We start from the raw sequence: 21,568 nt of genomic DNA, 5'->3' as shown, positions 1-21,568 counted from the left end.
GGTGTTGGCCTGGTTCGATGCGCCGCGGCGCGCGGCCGGGATGTCCGGCCGCCGTTCCTCCCGGCGCTTTCGACAGACACCAATTGCAGATGCCTATCAAGAGGGCAGATGCATCGCGACCATGCAGCGATGGCCGTCGTCAAGATCGCGCACGAGCGTGTCCCTGGTGCGGTCTCCGCGGTCCGGATCGCACCGCGAGCGATTTGAGGCCCTCCGCACTGACCAGATAGGCGACGACGAGGGCGGCGATGGCAGCCAAGACGGTGAGGGGCGGTGCAACGAAGCCGAACCATGCGCCGGCCGGTGTGAAGGGCACGACCAGTGCGACGGCGAGCGCGGTGAGCGACGACGCCGTCAGCATCGGATCCGCCCGGTTGCTCCATGGCCGCCCATTGGTCCGGATGATGAAGATGACGAGAATCTGGGTTGCCATCGATTCGAGGAACCATGCGGTGCGGAATTCATCGGGCGTCGCATGGAACAAATACAGCAGCGCGCCGAAGGTGAGAAAGTCGAACAGGGACGACAGGGGCCCCATGATCGCGGCAAAGCGCATGAGCCGCTTCATGTCCCAGCGCTGCGGCCGCGCGGTCGCCTGCCGGCTCACGCGGTCGAACGGAATGCCGAGCTCGGAGAGATCGTAGAGCAGATTGTTGAGCAGGATCTGCGTCGGCAGCATCGGCAGGAACGGAAGCACCATCGATGCGGCGGCCATCGACAGCATGTTGCCGACGTTCGAGCTCGCACCCATTCGGACATACTTCAGGATGTTGGCGAAGGTGCGTCGGCCTTCTTCGACGCCGTTGGCGACGACGTCGAGATCAGAGGCGAGCAGGATGATGTCGGCGGCCGATTGGGCGACGCCGGTGGCGCCTTCGACGGACAGGCCGATGTCGGCGGCCTTCAGCGCCGGCGCATCGTTGATGCCGTCCCCGAGGAAGCCAACGATCTCGCCGGAGGCCTGCAGCGCCTTGACGATGCGCGATTTCTGATCGGGCGCCAGACGGCCGAACGCATCGGCTGAGTGCACCTGCACCGCGAGCGCGTCGTCGCTGAGCTCGGCGATGTCGCTGCCGGACAGCACGCGATCCGCCTTCAGCCCGACCAGGCCGGCCAGCCGCTTGACCACGACGGGATCGTCGCCGGAGAGGATCTTCAGCGCGATGCCGGCGCGGGCAAGCTGCGCGATCGCAGCCGCCGCGGTCGGCTTGGGCGGATCGGCGAACGCGCACAGCCCTTCGAAGATCAGTTCCTGCTCGTCGTCGGTTTCGATCTCGCGCGGCGCGCCGTTCCACGGCCGTGACGCGATCGCGACCGTGCGCAAGCCCTCGCGTGCGAGCGCGTGAACGCGCTCGTACATCTCGGTGCGGCCGTTGTCGTCGAGCGGCGCGAACGTGCCGCCATGCCGCTGCTGCGTGCACAACTCGATCACCGCCTCAGGCGCGCCCTTCACGATCAGGATCCGATCCTGGCCGCGGATCGCCAGCACCGAGCCGAGCCGGCGCGAGAAGTCGAAGGTCTGCTGGCCGCCCAAGGACCATCCCTCGGCCGCATGATTGGCGCCTGCGACGAGCGCGCAATCGAGCGAGCCGCGATCACCGCCGAGTGCGGCCGCGATCGCGCCGAGCTCCGCAGCTCGCGGATGGTCGGTGCCGTCGGGCGCGACGCTGCGGGCGAGCGTGATCTCCGCGGATGTCAGCGTTCCCGTCTTGTCGGTGCACAGCACCGACATCGCGCCGAGATCATGAATCGCCGCGAGCCGCTTCACGATCACCTTGCGCTTGGCCATGCGCAGCGCGCCGCGCGACAGTGTCACCGTCGTGATCATCGGCAGCAGCTCGGGCGTCAATCCGACCGCGAGCGCGACCGAGAACAACAGCGAGTCGAGCACATCGCGTCCGAATACGACGCGAACCGTGAGCACGATCACGACCAGGGCCAGCGTAAGCCGCGCGATGACGAGGCCGAATTCATGCAGGTCGCGCTCGAACGGCGTGCGCGCCTGCCCCTCGGCGAGCGCCGCGGCGGCCGCGCCGAACATCGTGTTCGGTCCAGTGTTGACGACGATGGCGACGGCCTCGCCGGTCTGCGCCACCGAGCCGCGGAATAGCGCATTCGACGTGTCGTTCTCAACGGCCGGAATGCCGGCCTGTTTCGTCACGGGATAGGGCTCTCCCGTGAGCGCCGCCTCGCCGGCGGTGAACGCCTTGCTTTCGATGACCAGCGCATCGGCAGGAACGATGTCGCCCGCGCGTACGCGCAGGATGTCTCCGGGAACGACCGCCTCGACGTCGATCTGACGATAGGCGCCATCCCGCTTGACCTCGGCCTTCAAGGCGACGGAGCGGCGGAGCTCCTCGGCCGCCTTGACGGCATGTCCCTCCTGAACCGTGTCGAGGCCGATCGACAGCGTCAGGATGAGAACGATGATGGCGCCGCCGATCACGTCTCCCGTCACCATCGAGATGATGCCCGCCACCAGCAGGATCAGCGACAGCGGCTCGAGTAGGCGGCGGAGCACGGCGCGCAATGGACCCACGACGTGCGAGGGCGCATCGGCGTTGTGGCCGTAGCGTTGCAGCCGCTGCTCGGCGTCGGCCGCGCCGAGACCGTTCAGGTCGCAGCCGAGCGTCGCGCCCGCCTGTGCGGGCGACAGGCGCCAAAATTGGTGCGGGCCGGAGGTCGTCTCAGTGCTCACGCGGGCCTGTCCAAGTTGGTGGATGAATAGTCGTGGTCATCATGGTTGATTTGCATGAAGCTCTCCGGGCGGCGGTTGACCTAGCGCAACATCCCGCTGCCGTGATGGCCTCGGTTGCCGCAATGCGCCGCATCGCCGCCGTGCTGATCGTCTCGGTGATCCAGCGCTCCAAGGAGATCGGGATCCTGCGTGCGATGGGCACCTCGCGCGGACAGATTTTGCGTGTGTTTCTGCTGCAGGCGGACTGCTCGGCTTCGTCGGCTCGCTGGTCGATCGCGGCTTCCCGGGCCCCGAGATCGAGGCGCAGGCGTCGGAGCTGCTCGACCAGGTCGGGCTGGCGAAATTCGCCGACCATCTCGCGAGCAACATGTCGGGCGGCCAGCAGCAGCGCGTCGCAGTGGCGCGGGCGCTGGCGATGAACCCCGATCTGGTGCTGGCGGACGAGCCGACCGGCAACCTCGACACCAAGTCGGCCGAGGCGGTCTTTGGCCTGATGCGCGAGGTCAGCCAAGAGGTCGGCACGAGCTTCCTGCTCGTCACCCACAACCTTGATCTGGCCCGGCGCTGCGATCGCATCATCGAGGTTGTCGACGGCCGCATCCAGAGCTGAGAGCGCGCCGCTTCGATCGTAGATTCGCCGCCGTTCGGGTGCTCAATGGAACCGCCCAGGTCGATGCGCCGCCAGAAGCGTACGGCCGGGTCGCCCGATCCGCAGCCGGGGCGGCATGAAATTTTGGGGCTTATCAAAGGCTTGGTGGCGCTCTTGTGTGCTCCGAAGGCCCGTTCTCGCTTGCCTAGCCCGGCGGCTTCCTTTATCCGGTGGGTCGCCTCGCAAGCGAGCGGTCCCGGCCGCGATTTGGGCTGGGCGCATGGTTGGCCAGGCTGGCCCCTCATCGGAAGCGATTTCGTCCGAACCGATCGTGCTGTTTTGGATCTTGGCAGAGGAAAGAGCTGCGAATGGCTAACGTGGTCGTCGTCGGCGCCCAATGGGGTGACGAGGGGAAGGGCAAGATCGTCGACTGGCTGTCGGAGCAGGCCGACATCGTCGTGCGCTTCCAGGGCGGCCACAATGCCGGCCATACCCTCGTCATCAACGGCGCGACCTACAAGCTGGCGCTGCTGCCATCCGGCGTGCTGCGCACCGGCAAATTGTCGGTGATCGGCAATGGCGTCGTGTTCGATCCGCAGGCCTTCCTCGACGAGGTCGGCAAGCTCCAGTCGCAGGGCGTCGCCATCAGCCCGGACAATCTGCGCGTTGCCGAGAACGTCACGCTGATCCTGCCACTGCACCGCGAACTCGACGCGCTGCGCGAGTCCGCGAGCGCGGCGACCGCGATCGGCACCACCCGCCGCGGCATCGGCCCGGCCTATGAGGACAAGGTCGGCCGCCGCGCGATCCGCCTGATGGACCTCGCCGATCTCGATACGCTGCCGCACAAGATCGATCGGCTGCTCGCGCACCACAATGCGCTCCGCCGCGGCCTCGGCCTCGAGCCGATCGACGGCCAGCAGATCCTGCGCGAGCTGACGGCCTTTGCGCCGAAGCTGCTGCCCTATGCGGAGACGGTCTGGCGTCTGCTCGACATCAAGCGCCGCGAAGGCAAGCGGATGTTGTTCGAGGGCGCGCAGGGCGCGCTGCTCGACGTCGATCACGGCACCTATCCCTACGTGACCTCGTCCAACACGGTCGCGGCGCAGGCGGCCACGGGCGCGGGCCTCGGGCCGGGCGCGATCGGCTATGTGCTCGGCCTGTGCAAGGCCTACACGACCCGGGTCGGGCAGGGGCCGTTTCCCACCGAGCAGGACAACGAGACCGGCCGCAAGATCGGCGAGCGTGGCCGCGAATTCGGAACGAATACCGGCCGGCCGCGTCGTTGCGGCTGGTTCGATGCGGTCCTGGTCCGCCAGGCGGTGCGGACCTGCGGCATTAACGGTCTTGCGCTGACCAAGCTGGACATTCTCGATGGTTTCGACACCATCGATGTCTGTACCGGCTACAGGCTGGACGGCAAGGAGATCGATCATTTCCCGGCAGGTGAGGGCGCGCAGGCTCGGGTCGAACCGATCTACGAGACCATCGAAGGCTGGAAGCAGCCGACCGCAAACGCGCGCTCCTGGGCCGATCTGCCGGCACAGGCCATCAAATACGTCCGGCGGATCGAGGAACTGGTGGGTTGCCCGATCGCGCTGCTTTCCACCAGCCCCGAACGCGAGGATACTATTCTGGTCCAGAATCCCTTCGAGGCGTGACGGGACCCGACAGCTGAGCGCGCGAATTGAGTTGATATGGCCGACTACTACCCGCTGATAGCCCGTGCCATTGCCGGATTGGACCCCAACGCTCCCGGGGAAAGCCGGCGTGCGCTTTACGAGCGGGCGCGGGCGGCCTTGATCGCACAGTTGCGCAGCGTCCAGCCGCCGCTGAGCGAATCCGAGATCACGCGCGAGCGGCTGTCGCTCGAGGAAGCCGTGCGCAAGGTTGAGGCGGAAGCGGCCCAGCGCGCCCGCGAGGCACAGCGGGCGTCCAGCGGCGCGGCCCGCCCAGGTGATGCGCTCCGGCGGGCCGGTGCGCGCAATTCGGATGCTCCGGCCACCCCCGCGGCTCAGCCCGCTCCGACTCCAGACCAGGCCGCCACGACCGCCTCGCGGCCACGACCGGCGGCCCCGGCCGCTGCCCGGGCCGAGCGGCCGCCGCTCGGCGGCGAGACGGCCGAGCCGCGTCCGGCGCGCAATCCGCGACCGGAAGCGCCGCCGGCTGCCGCTGGCGCACCGGCTGTGCCGCCGCGGCCCCAGCCGCCTCAAACGCCTCCACAGGATGGGGCGGCGCCTCCAGTGCGCGAACGTCCGGCGGCCGCCCGCCGCGGTGCTCAGGACAACGGCAATCCGGCAACGCCGCCCGCCATGCGCGGCTTCCGCGACATCACCGCTGATGTCGACGATCTCGGCAAGGCCACTGCCCAGGCCAACCGTGCGGCGCGCAAAACCTACGCCAACGTTCCGACCACCGATCTCGATCGGCTCGAGGGCGACGACGATGACCGGCCGCCGCTGCCCGAGGCGCCATACTCCTATGACGAGTCGGTCCAGGAGGCCGAGCGCTACGCGCTGCCTGCCACCTCGACCCGCCAGCGCGGCGCCGCGCCGGATCGCGAGGGCAAGAAGAAGTCGGAGCGCAGCGGCTCGACCTTTCCGTTCAAGGCCGCCATCGCCGCAGGGATCGTGCTGATCCTGATCGGCGCCGGAATTCTGTGGGGCCGGCCGCTGGTTGGGATGGTCAATGGCCTGTTCAAATCTTCCTCGACGGTCGAGGCGCCCAAGGACACCGGCACGCCGCTGAGCAAGCCGAAGATCACCGACCGTGTCGGGCAGTCGCCGTCCTCGGACCAGATCGCGCCGGTCGCGCAACGCGTCGTGCTCTATGACGAGGATCCAGCCGATCCGAAGGGCAAGCAATATATCGGCTCGGTGGTCTGGCGCACCGAGCAGATCAAGGCGACGGGGACGCAGAAGGCCGACATCGCCGTGCGCGCCGACATCGAGATTCCCGATCGCAAGTTCAAGATGACGATGTCGTTCCGCCGCAACACCGACACGTCGCTGCCGGCGAGCCACACCGCGGAACTGACCTTCATCCTGCCGCAGGATTTCTCTGGCGGCGGCGTCGGCAACGTGCCGGGGATCCTGATGAAATCCAACGAGCAGGCGCGCGGGACGCCGCTGGCCGGCCTCGCAGTGAAGGTCACCGACGGCTTCTTCCTGGTCGGCCTGTCCAATGTCGACGCCGACCGGACCCGCAACGTGCAGCTCCTGAAGGAGCGCTCCTGGTTCGACGTTCCGCTGGTCTACAGCAATCAGCGCCGGGCCATCATCGCGATCGAGAAGGGCGCGCCGGGCGAGCGCGCCTTCAACGACGCCTTCGCGCTGTGGGGTGACTGAGCAGTCCGCACGCGCCTCGCGCGTTGGGCGAATCGGCGAGGCAGGAGATTGGGCATGAAGCGATATCTCATCTTCGTTGCCGTGGGCCCGGCGCTGGGCGGTTTCGCGCTGCTTCTGGTCACGACCTACATGTCCGGCTATTGGACCAACACCAATCCCGGCGAAGTGGCCAAGCTGTTCAAGGTCTTTGTCACCTCGCTGCAATACAGCTACCTGTTCGGTTTCCTGCCGGCACTGATGATGTGCGCGATCGACGACATCCTGTTCCACGTCAGGCGCATCGGGCCGACCTTGCGGATGCTGCTGGTGGGCGGCATCGCCTTCCTGCTCGCCGGCTTCAACTACGCTTCGCACGGCTCCGAATACGGTGCCCTGCAATGGGTCCTTTACGGACTGGTCGGCTTCATTCCCGCGACGGTGTCGTCGTGGCTGGTGCACAAATTCGTCGACGAAACCCCGCCCGAAGCGCCGGCGGCTCAGCCCAGCGAGCACAGCGCGTGACGGCGTGACGCAACTTGCGCCCTGCTGCCGCGTTTCTATGTGATGGGTATGCAAGAGCAGATGACCCCCTCGCCCCGCCGCGCCTCCGGACGCGCCTCGCAGGCACGCTTCAACGCCAATGAGGCGCGCGGACCGATCATCGACCAGGACGGACGTGAGATCCCGCAGGGATCCTTCCAGTCCTCGTTCAATGGCGCCTTCGTCGGCCCGGGCGGCGTGCGCTTCGATTTCAGCACCTCCAATCCATTCGGCAATCTGACCCGTGAGCAGCGCATCGCGCGGCTGGAGGCGGTGGCGAAGCTGCTCGACGTCGCCTTCGTCCTGCCCGGCACCAACATCCGCTATGGCATCGACGGCATCATCGGCCTGATCCCCGTGGTCGGTGACCTCATCGCGACCGCGCTGTCGCTGTGGCTGGTGCGCGAGGCCCGTGCGCTGGGCGCGCCCTGGCACGTCATCACCCGGATGCTCGGCAATGTCGCGGTCGAGGGGGTGATCGGCATGGTGCCGGTGGCGGGCGACGCCTTCGACGTGCTGTTCCGCGCCAATATGCGCAACGCCAAGATCCTGCGGCGGTGGCTCGATACCCAGCCGCGTTGACGCGCCGCGAGACCGGGCCAAAAGCCGCACAAACCGACCCCTATAAAAAAACTGCCCCGCACAAGGCGGGGCAGGGTGTTGGAGAATGGTCTGGCAGCCGTCAGGCTGCATCGGCGTCCGGCGCCTTGTCGACCACCCGGCGCGGCAGCGGGAACGCCTCGCTCTCATACAGGGTGCGGATGCCGTTCTGGTCGAACCGGGCTTCCTCGACCTGCAGGTAGGCGCCATTCAGCGAATCCGCAGGCAACTCCTCCATGGCAAAGCGCACGGCTTCAGCCGCGGTGCCGAACCGCCGATAGGCAAACCCCGCCCGCTTCTTCTTGCGGATGGCGGCGGGAAACAGTTCGGCAGAGGTGTTGAAGTTGAACGGACGCAGTGGACGCATGGTCTGAGACCTCTTCTTGTCGGCTGGAAGCGCTGACGCGAGCTTTCAAAACATTCAGCTTGGCGATGACGCCAGCGATTGCGGGGGTGGAGGGCGGGATTTGCCGCTCCAGGCGGCCCGGCCCTGCATAGTCAGTTACGACCCCTAATATAGGCCGATTTGGCAGAAATGCGAATCCTGCACGCTCACATCGTAAATCCGGCCTGGTTCGGACCGCGCTGAAATATCCTCTTTTTTCAATAGTTTAATCGATCTGCAACTTGTGAATGCAGGAGAGCCCGATCTGCACGGCTAAAATCTCACCCCTGGTGGCCGGTTTTGGCCGCCCACGCCTCGCCGGCCGCCAGCCCAGCGGCCCCATTACCGTCCGTAACGGAACCGGGGCCGATGGTGACGTCAGCGCGGCTTCAACTTCAGGGCCGCGGAGTTGATGCAATAGCGCAGGCCGGTCGGCCCCGGACCGTCGGGAAAGACATGGCCGAGATGGCCCGAGCATTTCGAGCACAGCACCTCGGTGCGGACCATGCCGTGGGTATAGTCGGTTTCCTCGTCGATGTGGCTCTCCGTCGCCGGCTGGGTGAAGCTCGGCCAGCCGCAGCCGGAGTCGAATTTGGCGTCGGACTCGAACAGGGTCTGGCCGCAGCCGGCACACACATAGGTCCCGGCGCGATGCTCATGCTCGTATTCGCCCGAGAACGGGCGCTCGGTCGCCTTCTCGCGCAGCACGGCGTACTGCATCGGCGTCAGCTCCTCGCGCCATTCCGCCTCGCTCTTGATGACCTTGTCGTCGGTCCTGGTGTCGCTCATCTCTTTTCCTCCGGCGGACCTAGACTCGTCCGCCCCTGTCATTGCGCTGATCGGCCACCGTCGCGGCCTCAAAGTCGTGGCGACAGGTCGTCGCCTCAGTTCGTCGCTTTGGCCTCGCCGACCAGCGTCGGCTTCTCGATGTAGTTCTCCGCGAAGATCTTCTTCAGGTTCTCGATCTTCGGCAGGTCGTTATAGGCAATATAGGGCTGGCTCGGGTGCAGCGTCAGATAGTCCTGATGATAGGCCTCGGCCGGATAGAACGCCTCGAGCTTGCCGATCTTGGTGACGATCGGCTTGCCGAACACCTTGGCCTTGTCGAGCTGGGCGACATAGGACTCCGCGACCTTCCTCTGCGCCTCCGAGGTGGTGAAGATCGCCGAGCGATATTGCGGGCCTGAGTCCGGGCCCTGGCGGTTCAACTGGGTCGGATCGTGCACGACCGAAAAGAAGATCTGCAGGATCTTGCCGTAGGAGATCTTCTTCGGGTCGTATTTGATCTGGACCGATTCCGCATGGCCCGTCGTGCCGCTCGACACCGTGCGGTAATCGGCCGTGGCCTTGGTGCCGCCGGCATAGCCGGACACCGCGCTGACCACGCCCGCCGTGTGCTGGTAGACGCCCTGGACGCCCCAGAAGCAGCCGCCGGCGACCACGGCGGTTTCCAGCCCGTCGGAGGCCGGCTGATCCTGGGCCGGCGGCGGGATCACGACGGCCACCTCGGCGGCGTGCAGCGGCTGCCAGGCCAGGATGCCGGCCGCCATGGCACCGAGCGCGGCTGTCTTGACGAAAAGGGAGCGGGTGAGGCGCATCTTTGGATCCTCGCTAGGGGGGCTTGTCGTCTCGCCAGCCGGAAACACTGGCCTGGTCCGGCCTCTGCTGCAAGATACGTCGGTGCTCGGCCGGCGTTACGGGGGACGCGACACGACTGCGTGAACGGCCGGGGTGGCGCGAGGCGTGCACAATTGCGCGCTGGGCGCCGGGAACGACACTGTGAGTTGTGGCGGGAGCGTTCCAGACATGGCGATTTGTTCTCGCGGCTCGAATGGCCCGAGGGATACCGGTTCATTGGCCCTCCGGAAGCGGAGGGCGCAGGGAAGGCCGGACCTCGGCTGAGGCCCGTGGCCCGCCTGCTCAAAAAAATGCAGGCGGCAGGTACCACAGGTGCAGCCAGACAGATCCGGCCTTCCCCGCGCGATGGTGTTAACGCTTATACGTGCTCTCCTCGGGGACCGGCTGTCTTGCCCCCGTCGCCGGCGGATCATCACCACCAGCTTGGCCTCAGCGTCGGGAGGCCAGGACCACACGCTTTCGCCGTCCGCGCCATGTCGTTCGTCCGCAGGCGCTTCGCCCGCCGCAACATGTCGCGTCCATCGCATTTCGCTGCCAACGTCCGTGACGATCGCGATACGTCCCCTGCCGTGCAACGAAACGCGGGCATCATAAGCCTGATTTGGGCAAACCGCGAAACGATTTATGTTTTTCAGAAGACCTTGACAGCTTCTGTCGTCGTTTGCCGATTTGCCCGACGGGCCATCTAGTCCGCAAGCTCACGATGACATCACACTTCGTCGATCTTCGAACCATGATGTGGTTCAGGTCTCGTGGTCGTGATGCCCGCGCGGCGGAGACGCCGCGAATATTTCGTTCTCTCTGCGGTCAATACAGAGGCGGACGCGTCTCGATCGTCAGACCCCTGACCAGACATCGAGTGCGCGTTCTCCGCATCTTGAGAACCTGGAGAACAATCATGACATCCTGGAAATCAAAGGCGGCAGCGGTGCTGCTGTCGATGGCGACTGCCGCGCCGGCATCGGCGCAGGGCTGGTTCTACGGCGAGCAGGAGCCGGGGGCGTTTCAGGCGATGTATCCCGATCGCGACGTGCTCAACGGCGGCGCACTGACGCCGGCGGGACGAATGGGCCTGGTGCGCGCCTCAGGCGCGGCGCCCGCGTTTCCGCCGTCCGCTCATCTCCGCCCGTATGATCGGCTGCCGCAGCGGCGATGACGGGTCGCCTGGAAGGCGTCCTACGATCTGCTGCCCGGACAGCGGCTGCAGCGCTACGTCTGAGAGATGGGCGCGATCACGAACGGCCGTCACCTCGCGCGGTCGTGATTGGGATGCCGCTTTCGCCTGCCTACATCATCGCCTGCGCGAATTGGTGCGCAACAGGGAAGACCAATCATGATCGCATTCAGGAGCCTGGCGGCAGCTCTGCTGATGTCGCCACTGGCGGCCACCGCGGCGTCGGCCCAATTCTCCGAGCCGGCGGCCTATGCGGCCATGCATCCCGACCGCGATGTGCTCAATGGCGGCGCGCTGACGCCGGCGGCGCAGGCGGAGCTGGCTCGCCGTGGCCCGCCGGCCTTTCCGAATGCAAATGCAGCGATGCCGCCAGCCGATCCCGTGAGGGCGCATCGGCGTCATCGGCGCTGAGCGCGTCGCCTCAGCTCGCGTGCTCCTCGCGCTCGTGGATGACGCTGGCGCGGCCGACGATGAGATCGTCGACCTGCCCGATGCGCGAGGCGTCCTTGCCGGCATAGGGCAGGGAGTGCAGCACGCAGCGCATCGCGTTCAGCCGCGCGCGCTTCTTGTCGTCCGACTTGATCACGGTCCACGGGCAGTCGGCAGTGTCGGTGGAGAAGAACATCGCCTCCTTGGCGCGGGTGTAGTCATCCCATTTGTCGAGCGAGGCGGTGTCGATCGGCGACAGCTTCCACTGCTTGAGCGGATGCGCCTCGCGCTCCTTGAAGCGGCGGCGCTGCTCCTCGCGGCTGACCGAGAACCAGAACTTGATGAGATGCATGCCGCTGCGCACGAGATTGCGCTCGAACTCCGGCACCTGGCGCAGGAACTCGTCATATTCGGCCTGCGAGCAGAAGCCCATCACGCGCTCGACCCCGGCGCGGTTGTACCATGAGCGATCGAACAGCACGATCTCGCCCGCGGTCGGCAGGTGCTCGACATAGCGCTGAAAATACCATTGGCCGCGCTCGACGTCGCTCGGCTTGTCCAGCGCGACGACGCGGGCGCCGCGCGGATTGAGATGCTCCATGAAGCGCTTGATGGTGCCGCCCTTGCCGGCGGCATCGCGGCCCTCGAACAGCAGCACCAGGCGCTGCCGCGCATCCTTCATCCAGTTCTGCAGCTTGAGCAGCTCGGTCTGCAGGATGAATTTCTGTTCCTCATAGTCCTTGCGGTACATGCGGAATTTGTAGGGGTAGCCGCCCTGGCGCCAGTTGTCGGCGAGCTCGTCGGAGGTGTGACGCTTGTCGGGCTTGGCCTTGCCCTCGATCAGCGCCTTCATCAGCTTGGCATCGTCGGGCGCGGCACCATCCAGCATCGCCTTGACCGGCGCAGAGTTGGCGTCCAGGGCCGGCGGTCCGTTGAGCACGGTCTCGAACGCCGACAGCCCGGTGATCTGCGCGGCCTGCATCTGTTCGTCGACCAGCGACTGCGCGATCGGATCGAGCCTGGCGGCGGACTGCCGGCGCGCGACGCGCGCGGTGGCGGCTGCGCGCTTCATGCGTTGGCCGTTGGAGGCCTTGCCCTTCGTGGTCCTGGACTTTGCCATGCGATCCCGCCGCCTGCTGCCGGATTAACAGAGATGTGAATCGATCTCTATCCGCCAAGGACCCTGCGTCAGGTTGACGTGGATCAACCGGCCGCAGGCGGGTACCAGCGAGGCGGACGAAATCGCCTCGCGCGGTAAAGCCGGCGTTACACCACGATCGACAGCCGCTTCGCGGCCCGTGTGATTCCGGTGTAGAGCCAGCGGGCGCGGCTCTCCTGGAAGGCAAAGCTCTCGTCGAACAGCACCACGTCGTCCCATTGCGAGCCCTGCGACTTGTGCACGGTCAGCACGTAGCCGTAGTCGAACTCGTCATAAGGCTTGCGCTGCTCCCACGGGATGTCCTCGATGCCGCCGCCGAAGCATTCGCCGCGCACCGAGACTTTCGTTACCTTGCGTCCGAGATCCTCGTCGGGCGCGACCCGCATCGTCACGATCTTGGATTTCGAGGTCGCGCGCGACTTCACCCGCCATAGCCCGCCATTGAACAGGCCCTTCTTGCGGTTGTTGCGCAGGCAGACCAGCTTGTCGCCGGCGACGGGGAGGGCGTCCTCGATGTCGAGGCGCTGCCGAAAGCGGTTGTTGTAGGCGCGGCGGGTGGCGTTGCGGCCGACCAGCACCTGGTCGGCCTCCATCACGCGCGACGGATCGAGCTCGCGGCGCTCCACCACCTCGCTCTCGCCGTAGCGGCCGATGTCGAGCGTGTTGCCCTCGCGCACGTCCATCGACATCCGCACGATCGGATCGTCCTTGGCCTGGCGATGCACCTCGGTGAGCATCACGTCGGGCTCGCTCTCGGTGAAGAAGCCGCCGCCCTTGACCGGCGGCAGCTGCGCGGGATCGCCGAGCACCAGCAACGGGCAGTCGAAGGACAGGAGATCACGGCCGAGATCGGCGTCGACCATCGAGCATTCGTCGATGATGATCAGCTTGGCCTTGGACGCCGGCGCGTCGTCCCACAATTCGAAGTTCGGCTGCTCCTCGCCGCTCTCCTGCGCGCGATAGATCAGCGAGTGGATGGTGGAGGCATTGTCGCAGCCCTTGCTGCGCATCACCAGCGCCGCCTTGCCGGTGAAGGCCGCGAACTTGACCTCGCCGTCGACGTCTTCGGCGATGTGGCGGGCCAGCGTGGTCTTGCCGGTTCCGGCATAGCCGAACAGGCGGAACACCTGCGGCGTGCCGTTCTTGCCCGGCTTGGCCTTCAGCCAGTCGCCGACGGCCTTGAGCGCGGAATCCTGATGCGGGGAGAAGGTGGTCATGGCTCACGAGGATGGAGCCGCGCGGCGACTCGGGGACATTCCGTGAACCTAAGGGCTGGCGGGGAGAGATCAAGCGCTCGATGTGAATGGGTCCACGCCTCCCCCGCTTGCGGGGGAGGTCGCATCGCATCGGAAGATGCGATGCGGGTGGGGGAACGCTCCGGCGGGACTGCCCGTGTGGCGCCCCCACCCCAGGCCCTCCCCCGGAAGCGGGGGAGGGGGCGCAGCGTGCCTGCGGCGATCGCTCGTTCCCCTCCAGAAGAAGCCTACTGCCAGCCCGGGACGCCGCGCATGTCCGGCAGATGGTGCGCGATGCCCTTGTGGCAGTCGATGCAGGTCTTCTCGCCGGTGAAGAGGAAGCGCTGGTGCGCTTCGACGGCGCGCGGCGACTGCTTGGTGATGTCCATCGACTGCGCGCTGTGGCAGTTGCGGCATTCGAGCGAATCATTGGCCTTGAAGCGCGCCCATTCGTGCAAGGCCAGCTCCAGCCTGCGGTCGGTGAACTTCTCGCGGGTGTTGATCGAGCCGAACAGATGGCCCCAGACCTCCTTGGAGGCCTGCATCTTGCGCGCGATCTTGTCGGTCCAGTTGTGCGGCACATGGCAGTCCGGGCAACTGGCGCGCACGCCGGAGCGGTTGGAGAAGTGGACGGTCGACTTCAGCTCGGCGAACACGTTGTCGCGCATCTCGTGACAGCCGGTGCAGAATTTTTCGGTGTTGGTGATCTCCAGCGCGGTGTTGAAGCCGCCCCAGAAGATGACGCCGGCGAGGAAGCCCGCCAGCACCAGCACGCCGAGCCCGAACACGGAGCTCGGCTTCAGCAGCACGTCGATGAGGTCGAGAATGAACTGCCAGGCGCGGCGGACAAGGCCGAGCCGCTTCTCGGGGACGGGCGCTTTGGCGCCCTCCGGGATGTCGGCGCTGCTCATCGCTTGCCACCCGGCCTGTCGTGCGCCAGCAGCGTGTCGACGTCGACGAAGTCGTTGCTGACAGGCGGATTGGCGACGCTCTGCGGCACGTGGCACTGGGTGCAGAAGAAGCGGCGCGGCGACACCGACGCCAGGAACTGGCCGTCGCGATCCATGAAGTGCGTGATCGACAGCATCGGCGCCTTCGACTCCGCGGTGCGCGCGCGGGCATGGCAGGACAGGCATTTGTTGCCCTGCATGTCGACCTGATAGCCGTCGATGGCATGCGGAATCACCGGCGGCTGCTCCGGATAGTTGCGCACCTCCTTCTCGGCGGTGTTCTTCATCGGCTGCATCGGCGGCGCCGGGCCCTCGTCGTTGAGCGGTGCGGGACCGCGCAGCGAGGACGAGACGCTCTGGGCGAGCAGGGCGCTCGATCCGGCCGCAACGCTGGCCGCGATCAGCATGACAGCAATTTTTCTCATCATGATCGTCACACCCGCTCGATGCGCACGGCGCATTTCTTGTAGTCGGTCTGCAGCGAGATCGGATCGGTGGCGTCGAGCGTCACCTTGTTGATCAGCTTCGACTCGTCGAACCACGGCACGAACACGAGCCCGCGCGGCGGCTTGTCGCGGCCGCGGGTCTCGACGCGGGCGCGGATAAAGCCGCGCCGCGAGGCGACCTTGACCTCGTCGCCGCGCCGCAGGTTGGCTTCCTGCGCATCGTCCGGATGCATGAAGCAGACGGCTTCGGGGAAGGCCTTGTAGAGCTCGGGCACGCGGCGCGTCATCGTGCCGGAATGCCAATGCTCGACCACGCGGCCCGTCGATAGCCAGAACGGGTAGTCCTTGTCGGGCGATTCGGCCGGCGGCTCGTAGGGCAAAGCGAAGATGCGCGCTTTGCCGTCGGGGAAGCCGTAGAACTGCACGCCGGTGCCGGCCTTGACGTAAGGATCGGAGCCCTCGCGGAAGCGCCAGCGCGTCTCCTTGCCGTCGACCACCGGCCAGCGCAGGCCGCGCTCTTTGTGATAGGCCTCGAACGGCGCCAGGTCATGGCCATGGCCGCGGCCGAAGGAGGCGTACTCCTCGAACAGGCCCTTGTGGACGTAGAAGCCAAACGCCTTGGATTCGTCGTTGGCATAGCCCGGCTCGATCTGGTCGAGCGGAAACTTGTCGACCTGGCCGTTCCTGTAGAGCACGTCGAACAGCGTCTTGCCGCGATATTCCGGCTTCTTAGCGATCAATTCCTCGGGCCAGACCTCCTCGATCTTGAAGCGCTTGGAGAACTCCATGAGCTGCCAGAGATCCGAGCGTGCCTCGCCGGGTGCCGACACGAGCTGGTGCCAGAACTGGGTGCGGCGCTCGGCATTGCCATAGGCGCCTTCCTTCTCCACCCACATCGCGGTCGGCAGGATCAGATCGGCGGCGAGCGCGGTCACCGACGGATAGGCGTCGGAAACGACGATGAAATTGTCCGGATTGCGGAAGCCCGGATAGGTTTCCTCGTTCGCGTTGGGGCCGGCCTGGAGGTTGTTGTTGACCTGTACCCAATAGGCGTTGAGCAGGCCGTCCTTCAGCATCCGGCTCTGCAGCACGGCGTGATAGCCTGGCTTGTCGGGGATCGTGCCCTCCGGCAACTGCCAGATGTGCTCGGCCTTGGTGCGGTGCTCCTTGTTGGTGACGACCATGTCGGCGGGCAGGCGGTGCGAGAAGGTGCCGACCTCGCGCGCGGTGCCGCAGGCCGAGGGCTGGCCCGTGAGCGAGAACGGGCTGTTGCCGGGCTCGCTGATCTTTCCCGTCAGGAGATGGATGTTGTAGACGAGGTTGTTGCACCAGACGCCGCGGGTGTGCTGGTTGAAGCCCATGGTCCAGAACGAGACCACCTTGGTCTTCGGATCGGCATAGAGCTCGGCCAGCGCCTCCAGCCGGTTCAGCGGCACGCCGGACATCTCGGCGGCCTTCTCCAGCGTGTAGTCGGAGACGAACTTGGCATAATCGTCGAACGAGATGTCGGTGGCGTCATTGGCCTTGGTGCGGCCGGTCGCCTTCTTCTCCAGCGGATGCTCGGGCCGCAGGCCGTAGCCGATGTCGGTCTGGCCCTTCTTGAACACCGTATGCGCCTGGACGAACTCCTTGTTGACGCGGCCGGTCTTGATGATGTGGTTGGCGATCGCATTGAGGAGATAGAGATCGGTCTGCGGCTTGAACACCATGCCGATGTCGGCGAGGTCGAACGAGCGGTGCTCGAAGGTCGAGAGCACGGCGACCTTGACATGCGGCGCCGACAGCCTGCGGTCGGTGACGCGGCTCCATAGGATCGGATGCATCTCCGCCATGTTGGAGCCCCACAGCACGAACGCGTCGGTGGCCTCGATGTCGTCGTAGCAGCCGGGCGGCTCGTCGATACCGAAGGTGCGCATCATGCCGGCGACGGCCGAGGCCATGCAGTGCCGCGCATTCGGATCGATGTTATTGGAGCGGAAGCCGGCCTTGAACAGTTTCGAGGCCGCATAGCCTTCCCAGATCGTCCACTGTCCGGAGCCGAACATGCCGACGCCGGAAGGCCCGCGCTTCTTCAGCGCCTCCTTGTACTTCGCGGCCATGACGTCGAACGCTTCGTCCCAGGAGACGGGCGTGAACTCGCCGTTCTTGTCGTATTTGCCATTGGTCTTGCGCAGCATCGGATGCGTCAGGCGGTCATGGCCGTACATGATCTTCGAGAGGAAGTAGCCCTTGACGCAGTTCAGGCCGCGATTGACCTCGGCCTTGATGTCGCCATGGGTGGCGACGACGCGGTTGTCCTTGGTCGCGACCATCACGCTGCAGCCGGTGCCGCAGAAGCGGCAGGCGGCCTTGTCCCATTTCAACTCGGAGGCTTCGCGCTCGGTGACGAGGTTTGCCGCGAGCGAGGCGCTCGGCATGCCGGCGGCGGCCGCGGCAATCGCGGCGGCCTCCAGCTTCAGCATCTGGCGGCGATCGATCTTCATGTCGGTCATTGGAGTCTCGTGTGATTAGCCGGCGTCGATGGCGTGGAAGACGAGGCAGGCGGAGTGCACGTGCGGCAGCAGTCCGATCCGGTTCATGGTGGCGCCGAGCGCGCCGGCATCGGGCGCATCGACGACCACGATCAGCTTGCCACGCTCGTCGCGGCCGTGGATCTCGCAGCCGGACAGCGCGAGGATGTCGGCTTCGACGCGATCGAGCTGCTCGGGGCGGGTCTGCACGATGATGCTGGCGATCTCGCCCTTGGCCGGCGCGACGACGGGATCGGCGGTGAGGACACGGCCGGTGATCAGCGCGCGGCGGTCGAGGGAGGTGCGGTGGGAGAGCATAGGCGTGGTCGTTCCAATCAATGCGCAGCAGGCGGGCCGGGCGGCCCGACCATCATCTGGTAGACCCACACCGTGAGCCCGTAGGAGCCGACGGTGGCGACCGCGAGCGCGGGCATCAGCACGGCGGTGAGAAACAGGAAGGCAAAAATTTCCATGCGTCTGCGACGCGCATGCGCGTTCGCATCGCTGCCAACGAGCGACATGAGAGAATTCTCTGCTAGGGGAGGTTCAGGAGGGATTGCGGCATCCGGGCCGCGCCTAATTTTATGTTTAAGAAAGCTCCGGAAACCGGCGTTGACCTGGATCAAGCGGGCGGAACCTCGCGCACACCGGCGCACCGCCAGAGCGGAGTCGCGCCGGTCCCACCGAGATCTTGGTTGATGGGCCGTGAAGACGCGTGATCGCATCTTTGCTTGCGAGAAATTCTCGCTGCTTTGCGTGGGGGCCTCGATACGATCATCCCCTCTGGTCGTGAGCCGAGAGGACCGGCATCACTATTTTCCAGGGGTGCTCGACACGCGTTTCGCCCGCCACCATCATCCTGTGCATCGCATCAACGTAGATGCGCAAGGGTGATCGGAGAGGGCAATGAAGCGGCGTGATTTTCTGAAACTGTCGTTGGCATCGGCTGCGGTGATGGCCTCAGCGGCGCCGCTGCGCGCCGAGGACAAGCCGAAGGAGATCCGCATCGGCACCCAGAAGGGCGGCTTCTTCCCGGCGGTGAAGGCGCGCCGCACCATCGAGGATACGTTCAAGCCTGTCGGCATCGACATCGTCTGGGTCGACTTCCAGTTCGGCCCGCCGCTGCTGGAGGCCATCAATGTCGGCAGCGTCGATTTCGGCTATGTCGGCGACGCGCCGCCGATCTTCGCGCAGGCCGCCAGTGCCAAGATCCGCTACGCGGCGGCCGTCAAGCAGAACGGCAGCAGCCAGGCGATCATCGTGCCCAAGGACTCGCCGATCAAGTCGCTCGTCGATCTCAAGGGCAAGCGCGTCGCCTTCGGCAAGGGCTCGAGCGCGCACAATCTCCTGGTCGCCGCGCTGGAGAAGGCGGGCCTGTCCTGGACCGACATCACGCCGGCGCCGCTCGCGCCCGCCGATGCCACCGCCGCCTTCGTCAAGGGCTCGGTCGACGCCTGGTCGATCTGGGATCCATATCTCGCGCTCGCCGAGCTCAAGGAGAATGCGCGGGTGATCGCGTGGGACAAAGACGTGCACAAGCCGAACTCGTTCTACATCGTCGGCTCCGACTTCGTCGAAAAGTACCCGGCCGTGGTGGCCAGGCTGAACGCCGCCTTCGCCGCGGAAGGCGTGTGGGCCAACAGCCATCACGAGGAGGTCGCCAAGGCCCAGGCCGAGGCCACCGGCGTCGATCTTGAGGCGGTCAAGCGCTTCGTCGACCGCTCGGTCTATAGCGTCGTGCCGATCGACGACGAGGTGATCAAGAGCCAGCAGGCCGTCGCCGACCGCTTCGCCCGGGTCGGGCTCATCCCGAAACAAGTCAACGTCGCCGACATCGTCTGGAAGTGGACGCCGTCCACCTGACGCCAGATCGCGACACCAATCCGAAAGACAACGACATGAGCAACGCTTCGTCGAAGCCAAATGTGCTGTGGTTCCTGCCGACCCATGGCGACGGCCGCTATCTCGGCACCTCGCAAGGCGGCCGCGAGGTCAACTTCAACTATCTGCGCCAGGTCGCGCAGGCCGCCGACCAGCTCGGCTATTTCGGCGTGCTGATCCCGACGGGACGCAGCTGCGAGGATTCCTGGATCGTGGCGTCGGCCGTGGCGCCATTCACCGAGAAGCTGCGCTATCTCGTGGCGGTGCGTCCGGGTCTGCAATCGCCGGCCGTGGCCGCGCGCATGACCGCGACGCTCGACCGTGTCACCAACGGACGCCTGCTGGTCAACGTCGTCACCGGCGGCGATCCGGTCGAGAACAAGGGCGACGGCATCTTCCTGTCGCATGAGGAGCGCTACGAGGTCACCCGCGAGTTTCTCACCGTCTACAACGCGCTGCTCGAAGGCGAAGCCGTCAACTTCGCCGGCAAGCACATCAAGGTGGAGGACGGCCGGCTGCTGTTCCCACCGGTGCAGTCGCCACGCCCGCCGCTGTTCTTCGGTGGCTCGTCGGATGCCGGCATCGACGTCGCCGTCGATACGGTCGAGAAGTATCTTACCTGGGGCGAGCCGCCGGCAGATGTCGCGGCGAAGATCGCCAAGGTGAGAGCCGTCGCCGACAGCCGTGGCCGCAGGCTGTCGTTCGGCATCCGCCTGCACGTGATCGTGCGCGAGACCAACGCGGAGGCGTGGGCGGCCGCCGACGACCTCATCAAGCACGTCACCGACGACACCATCGCCTCGGCACAGAAGATTTTTGCGCGGATGGATTCGGTCGGCCAGCAGCGCATGTCGCAGCTCCACGGCGGCCGGCGCGACAAGCTCGAGATCAGCCCCAATTTGTGGGCCGGCGTCGGGCTGGTCCGCGGTGGCGCCGGCACCGCGCTGGTCGGTGATCCCGACACGGTCGCGGCGCGCATCCGCGATTACCAGGAGCTTGGCATCGACACCTTCATCCTGTCCGGCTACCCGCACCTCGAAGAAGCCTACCGCTTCGCCGAGCTGGTGTTTCCCAAGCTTGGGCTGAACGTGTCGGAGCAGGCCGGCAACGTGACCAAACTGCGCACCAACACCGGCCCATTCGGTGAGACCATCGCCAACGAGCATCGTCCCCTGCAGCGGGCGTCGCAATCATGAGCCTGATCGAAAGCCTTCCCAAGGTTCGCAAGCTCAGGGTGCCAAAGGCGGATGGATTTCTGCCCTGGCTGGTTCCGCTCGCGATCATTCTGATCTGGCAGGCGGCCTCGGTCGCCGGTCTCGTGTCGCCGCGGGTGCTGCCGGCGCCGAGCGACGTCGCGCGCGCCGGGTGGAAGCTGCTGTGGTCGGGTGAGCTCGGCCGCAACATCTGGGTCAGCTTCTGGCGCGCCTCGATCGGCTTCTTGATCGGCGGCAGCATCGGCTTCGCCTTCGGGCTCGCCAATGGCCTGTCGCAGCTGTCGGCGAAGCTGACGGACACCACCTTGCAGATGGTGCGCAACGTGCCACATCTGGCGCTGATCCCGCTGGTCATCCTGTGGTTCGGCATCGACGAGAGCGCAAAACTGTTCCTGGTGGCCCTCGGCGTGTTCTTCCCCGTCTACCTCAACACGCTGCACGGGATTCGCACCGTCGATCCGCAACTCATTGAAATGGGCCGCGTCTACGGCATGACCGACGGCGAGCTGTTTCGCCGCGTGATCTTCCCCGGCGCGCTGCCGTCGATCTTCGTCGGCCTGCGCTTCGCGCTCGGCATCATGTGGCTCACCTTGATTGTCGCCGAGACGATCGCGGCCTCTTCAGGCCTCGGCTACATGGCGATGCAGGCGCGCGAGTTCATGCAGATCGACGTCGTCGTGCTCTCCATCCTGATCTACGCCCTGCTGGGCAAGGTCGCCGACAGCGCTTCGCGGGTGCTGGAACGGATGACGCTGTCCTGGCATCCGGCCTTCAGCAAACATTGAGGTTCGTAA

20 protein-coding genes and 2 pseudogenes are annotated in these 21,568 nt (G+C 66.0%); 11 read left to right on the top strand and 11 right to left on the bottom strand.

The window, feature by feature from the left end:
* Positions 1 to 139: 139 nt before the first annotated feature.
* Positions 140 to 2,698, bottom strand: coding sequence for a magnesium-translocating P-type ATPase (mgtA, locus tag QX070_RS00655; RefSeq protein WP_315733911.1), 2,559 nt, complete (start codon positions 2,696 to 2,698; stop codon positions 140 to 142).
* A 128-nt stretch (positions 2,699 to 2,826) separates the two neighbouring features.
* Between mgtA and QX070_RS00650 the strand changes: the two are divergent.
* The 6 genes and pseudogenes from QX070_RS00650 to QX070_RS00625 form a co-directional block, all read left to right on the top strand.
* Positions 2,827 to 2,966: pseudogene (locus QX070_RS00650) on the top strand (FtsX-like permease family protein); the annotation flags it as partial.
* Positions 2,964 to 3,308 (top strand): annotated as a pseudogene (locus QX070_RS00645) (ABC transporter ATP-binding protein); the annotation flags it as partial. The pseudogenes QX070_RS00650 and QX070_RS00645, both read left to right, overlap by 3 nt.
* 347 nt (positions 3,309 to 3,655) lie before the next feature.
* Positions 3,656 to 4,948, top strand: coding sequence for an adenylosuccinate synthase (locus QX070_RS00640; protein WP_315733910.1), 1,293 nt, complete (start codon positions 3,656 to 3,658; stop codon positions 4,946 to 4,948).
* Positions 4,949 to 4,984: 36 nt separating this feature from the next.
* A complete protein-coding gene (locus QX070_RS00635; RefSeq protein ID WP_315733908.1) occupies positions 4,985 to 6,634 on the top strand; it encodes a hypothetical protein in 1,650 nt (549 codons plus the stop codon).
* A 54-nt stretch (positions 6,635 to 6,688) separates the two neighbouring features.
* On the top strand, positions 6,689 to 7,135 hold the full coding sequence (locus QX070_RS00630; protein WP_315733906.1) for a DUF5413 family protein: 447 nt from the start codon (positions 6,689 to 6,691) through the stop codon (positions 7,133 to 7,135).
* 48 nt (positions 7,136 to 7,183) lie between these two features.
* A complete protein-coding gene (locus QX070_RS00625) occupies positions 7,184 to 7,735 on the top strand; it encodes a DUF4112 domain-containing protein (protein WP_409997726.1) in 552 nt (183 codons plus the stop codon).
* Positions 7,736 to 7,835: 100 nt separating this feature from the next.
* On the opposite strand, the gene QX070_RS00620 is transcribed toward QX070_RS00625, so the two are convergent.
* From QX070_RS00620 to msrA, 3 genes are all read right to left on the bottom strand, one after another.
* Positions 7,836 to 8,120 (bottom strand): hypothetical protein, encoded by a 285-nt coding sequence (locus QX070_RS00620; RefSeq protein WP_315733902.1) that lies wholly within the window; start codon positions 8,118 to 8,120, stop codon positions 7,836 to 7,838.
* 396 nt (positions 8,121 to 8,516) lie between these two features.
* Positions 8,517 to 8,927: a peptide-methionine (R)-S-oxide reductase MsrB gene (msrB, locus tag QX070_RS00615; protein ID WP_315733900.1), complete on the bottom strand. Its 411-nt coding sequence runs from the start codon at positions 8,925 to 8,927 to the stop codon at positions 8,517 to 8,519.
* Between the two features lie 95 nt (positions 8,928 to 9,022).
* A complete protein-coding gene (gene msrA / locus QX070_RS00610) occupies positions 9,023 to 9,736 on the bottom strand; it encodes a peptide-methionine (S)-S-oxide reductase MsrA (RefSeq protein WP_409998860.1) in 714 nt (237 codons plus the stop codon).
* 938 nt (positions 9,737 to 10,674) lie between these two features.
* On the opposite strand from msrA, the gene QX070_RS00605 reads away from it, so the two are divergent.
* Positions 10,675 to 10,932 (top strand): hypothetical protein, encoded by a 258-nt coding sequence (locus QX070_RS00605; RefSeq protein WP_315733898.1) that lies wholly within the window; start codon positions 10,675 to 10,677, stop codon positions 10,930 to 10,932.
* A 177-nt stretch (positions 10,933 to 11,109) separates the two neighbouring features.
* Complete coding sequence (locus QX070_RS00600; RefSeq protein ID WP_315733896.1) at positions 11,110 to 11,361, top strand: hypothetical protein; 252 nt, start codon at positions 11,110 to 11,112, stop codon at positions 11,359 to 11,361.
* Between the two features lie 10 nt (positions 11,362 to 11,371).
* Here the strand turns inward: QX070_RS00600 and ppk2 are convergent, their stop codons facing one another.
* The 7 genes from ppk2 to napE form a co-directional block, all read right to left on the bottom strand.
* Positions 11,372 to 12,499, bottom strand: coding sequence for a polyphosphate kinase 2 (gene ppk2 / locus QX070_RS00595; RefSeq protein ID WP_315733894.1), 1,128 nt, complete (start codon positions 12,497 to 12,499; stop codon positions 11,372 to 11,374).
* A gap of 146 nt (positions 12,500 to 12,645) precedes the next feature.
* Positions 12,646 to 13,755: an ATP-dependent RecD-like DNA helicase gene (locus QX070_RS00590; RefSeq protein WP_315733892.1), complete on the bottom strand. Its 1,110-nt coding sequence runs from the start codon at positions 13,753 to 13,755 to the stop codon at positions 12,646 to 12,648.
* A 266-nt stretch (positions 13,756 to 14,021) separates the two neighbouring features.
* A complete protein-coding gene (locus QX070_RS00585; RefSeq protein WP_315733889.1) occupies positions 14,022 to 14,684 on the bottom strand; it encodes a NapC/NirT family cytochrome c in 663 nt (220 codons plus the stop codon).
* Positions 14,681 to 15,151, bottom strand: a complete 471-nt coding sequence (locus tag QX070_RS00580; protein ID WP_315733887.1) for a nitrate reductase cytochrome c-type subunit — start codon at positions 15,149 to 15,151, stop codon at positions 14,681 to 14,683. The genes QX070_RS00585 and QX070_RS00580 overlap by 4 nt, the downstream gene beginning before the upstream one ends.
* Positions 15,152 to 15,156: 5 nt before the next feature.
* Positions 15,157 to 17,661, bottom strand: coding sequence for a nitrate reductase catalytic subunit NapA (gene napA / locus QX070_RS00575; protein ID WP_315733885.1), 2,505 nt, complete (start codon positions 17,659 to 17,661; stop codon positions 15,157 to 15,159).
* 15 nt (positions 17,662 to 17,676) lie between these two features.
* Positions 17,677 to 17,997, bottom strand: coding sequence for a chaperone NapD (locus tag QX070_RS00570; protein WP_315733883.1), 321 nt, complete (start codon positions 17,995 to 17,997; stop codon positions 17,677 to 17,679).
* 17 nt (positions 17,998 to 18,014) lie between these two features.
* Positions 18,015 to 18,200 carry a periplasmic nitrate reductase, NapE protein gene (gene napE / locus QX070_RS00565; protein ID WP_315733882.1) on the bottom strand — a complete coding sequence of 62 codons (186 nt, stop codon included), beginning with the start codon at positions 18,198 to 18,200 and terminating at the stop codon, positions 18,015 to 18,017.
* A gap of 385 nt (positions 18,201 to 18,585) precedes the next feature.
* Between napE and QX070_RS00560 the strand changes: the two genes are divergently transcribed.
* Genes QX070_RS00560 through QX070_RS00550 form a run of 3 tightly spaced genes read left to right on the top strand, consistent with a single transcriptional unit; the run spans position 18,586 to position 21,559 of the window.
* Positions 18,586 to 19,542 carry an aliphatic sulfonate ABC transporter substrate-binding protein gene (locus QX070_RS00560; protein WP_315733880.1) on the top strand — a complete coding sequence of 319 codons (957 nt, stop codon included), beginning with the start codon at positions 18,586 to 18,588 and terminating at the stop codon, positions 19,540 to 19,542.
* Positions 19,543 to 19,577: 35 nt separating this feature from the next.
* Positions 19,578 to 20,756, top strand: coding sequence for an FMNH2-dependent alkanesulfonate monooxygenase (gene ssuD / locus QX070_RS00555; RefSeq protein WP_315733878.1), 1,179 nt, complete (start codon positions 19,578 to 19,580; stop codon positions 20,754 to 20,756).
* The gene (locus tag QX070_RS00550; RefSeq protein ID WP_315733876.1) at positions 20,753 to 21,559 is read left to right on the top strand and encodes an ABC transporter permease subunit; all 807 of its coding nucleotides are present in this window, start codon (positions 20,753 to 20,755) and stop codon (positions 21,557 to 21,559) included. Before ssuD ends, QX070_RS00550 begins: the two co-directional genes overlap by 4 nt.
* Positions 21,560 to 21,568 lie beyond the last annotated feature (9 nt).

It is taken from the genome of Bradyrhizobium sp. SZCCHNR1093, from assembly GCF_032381175.1.
GTDB lineage: Bacteria > Pseudomonadota > Alphaproteobacteria > Rhizobiales > Xanthobacteraceae > Bradyrhizobium.
This window is presented reverse-complemented; position numbering and strand designations above follow the sequence as displayed.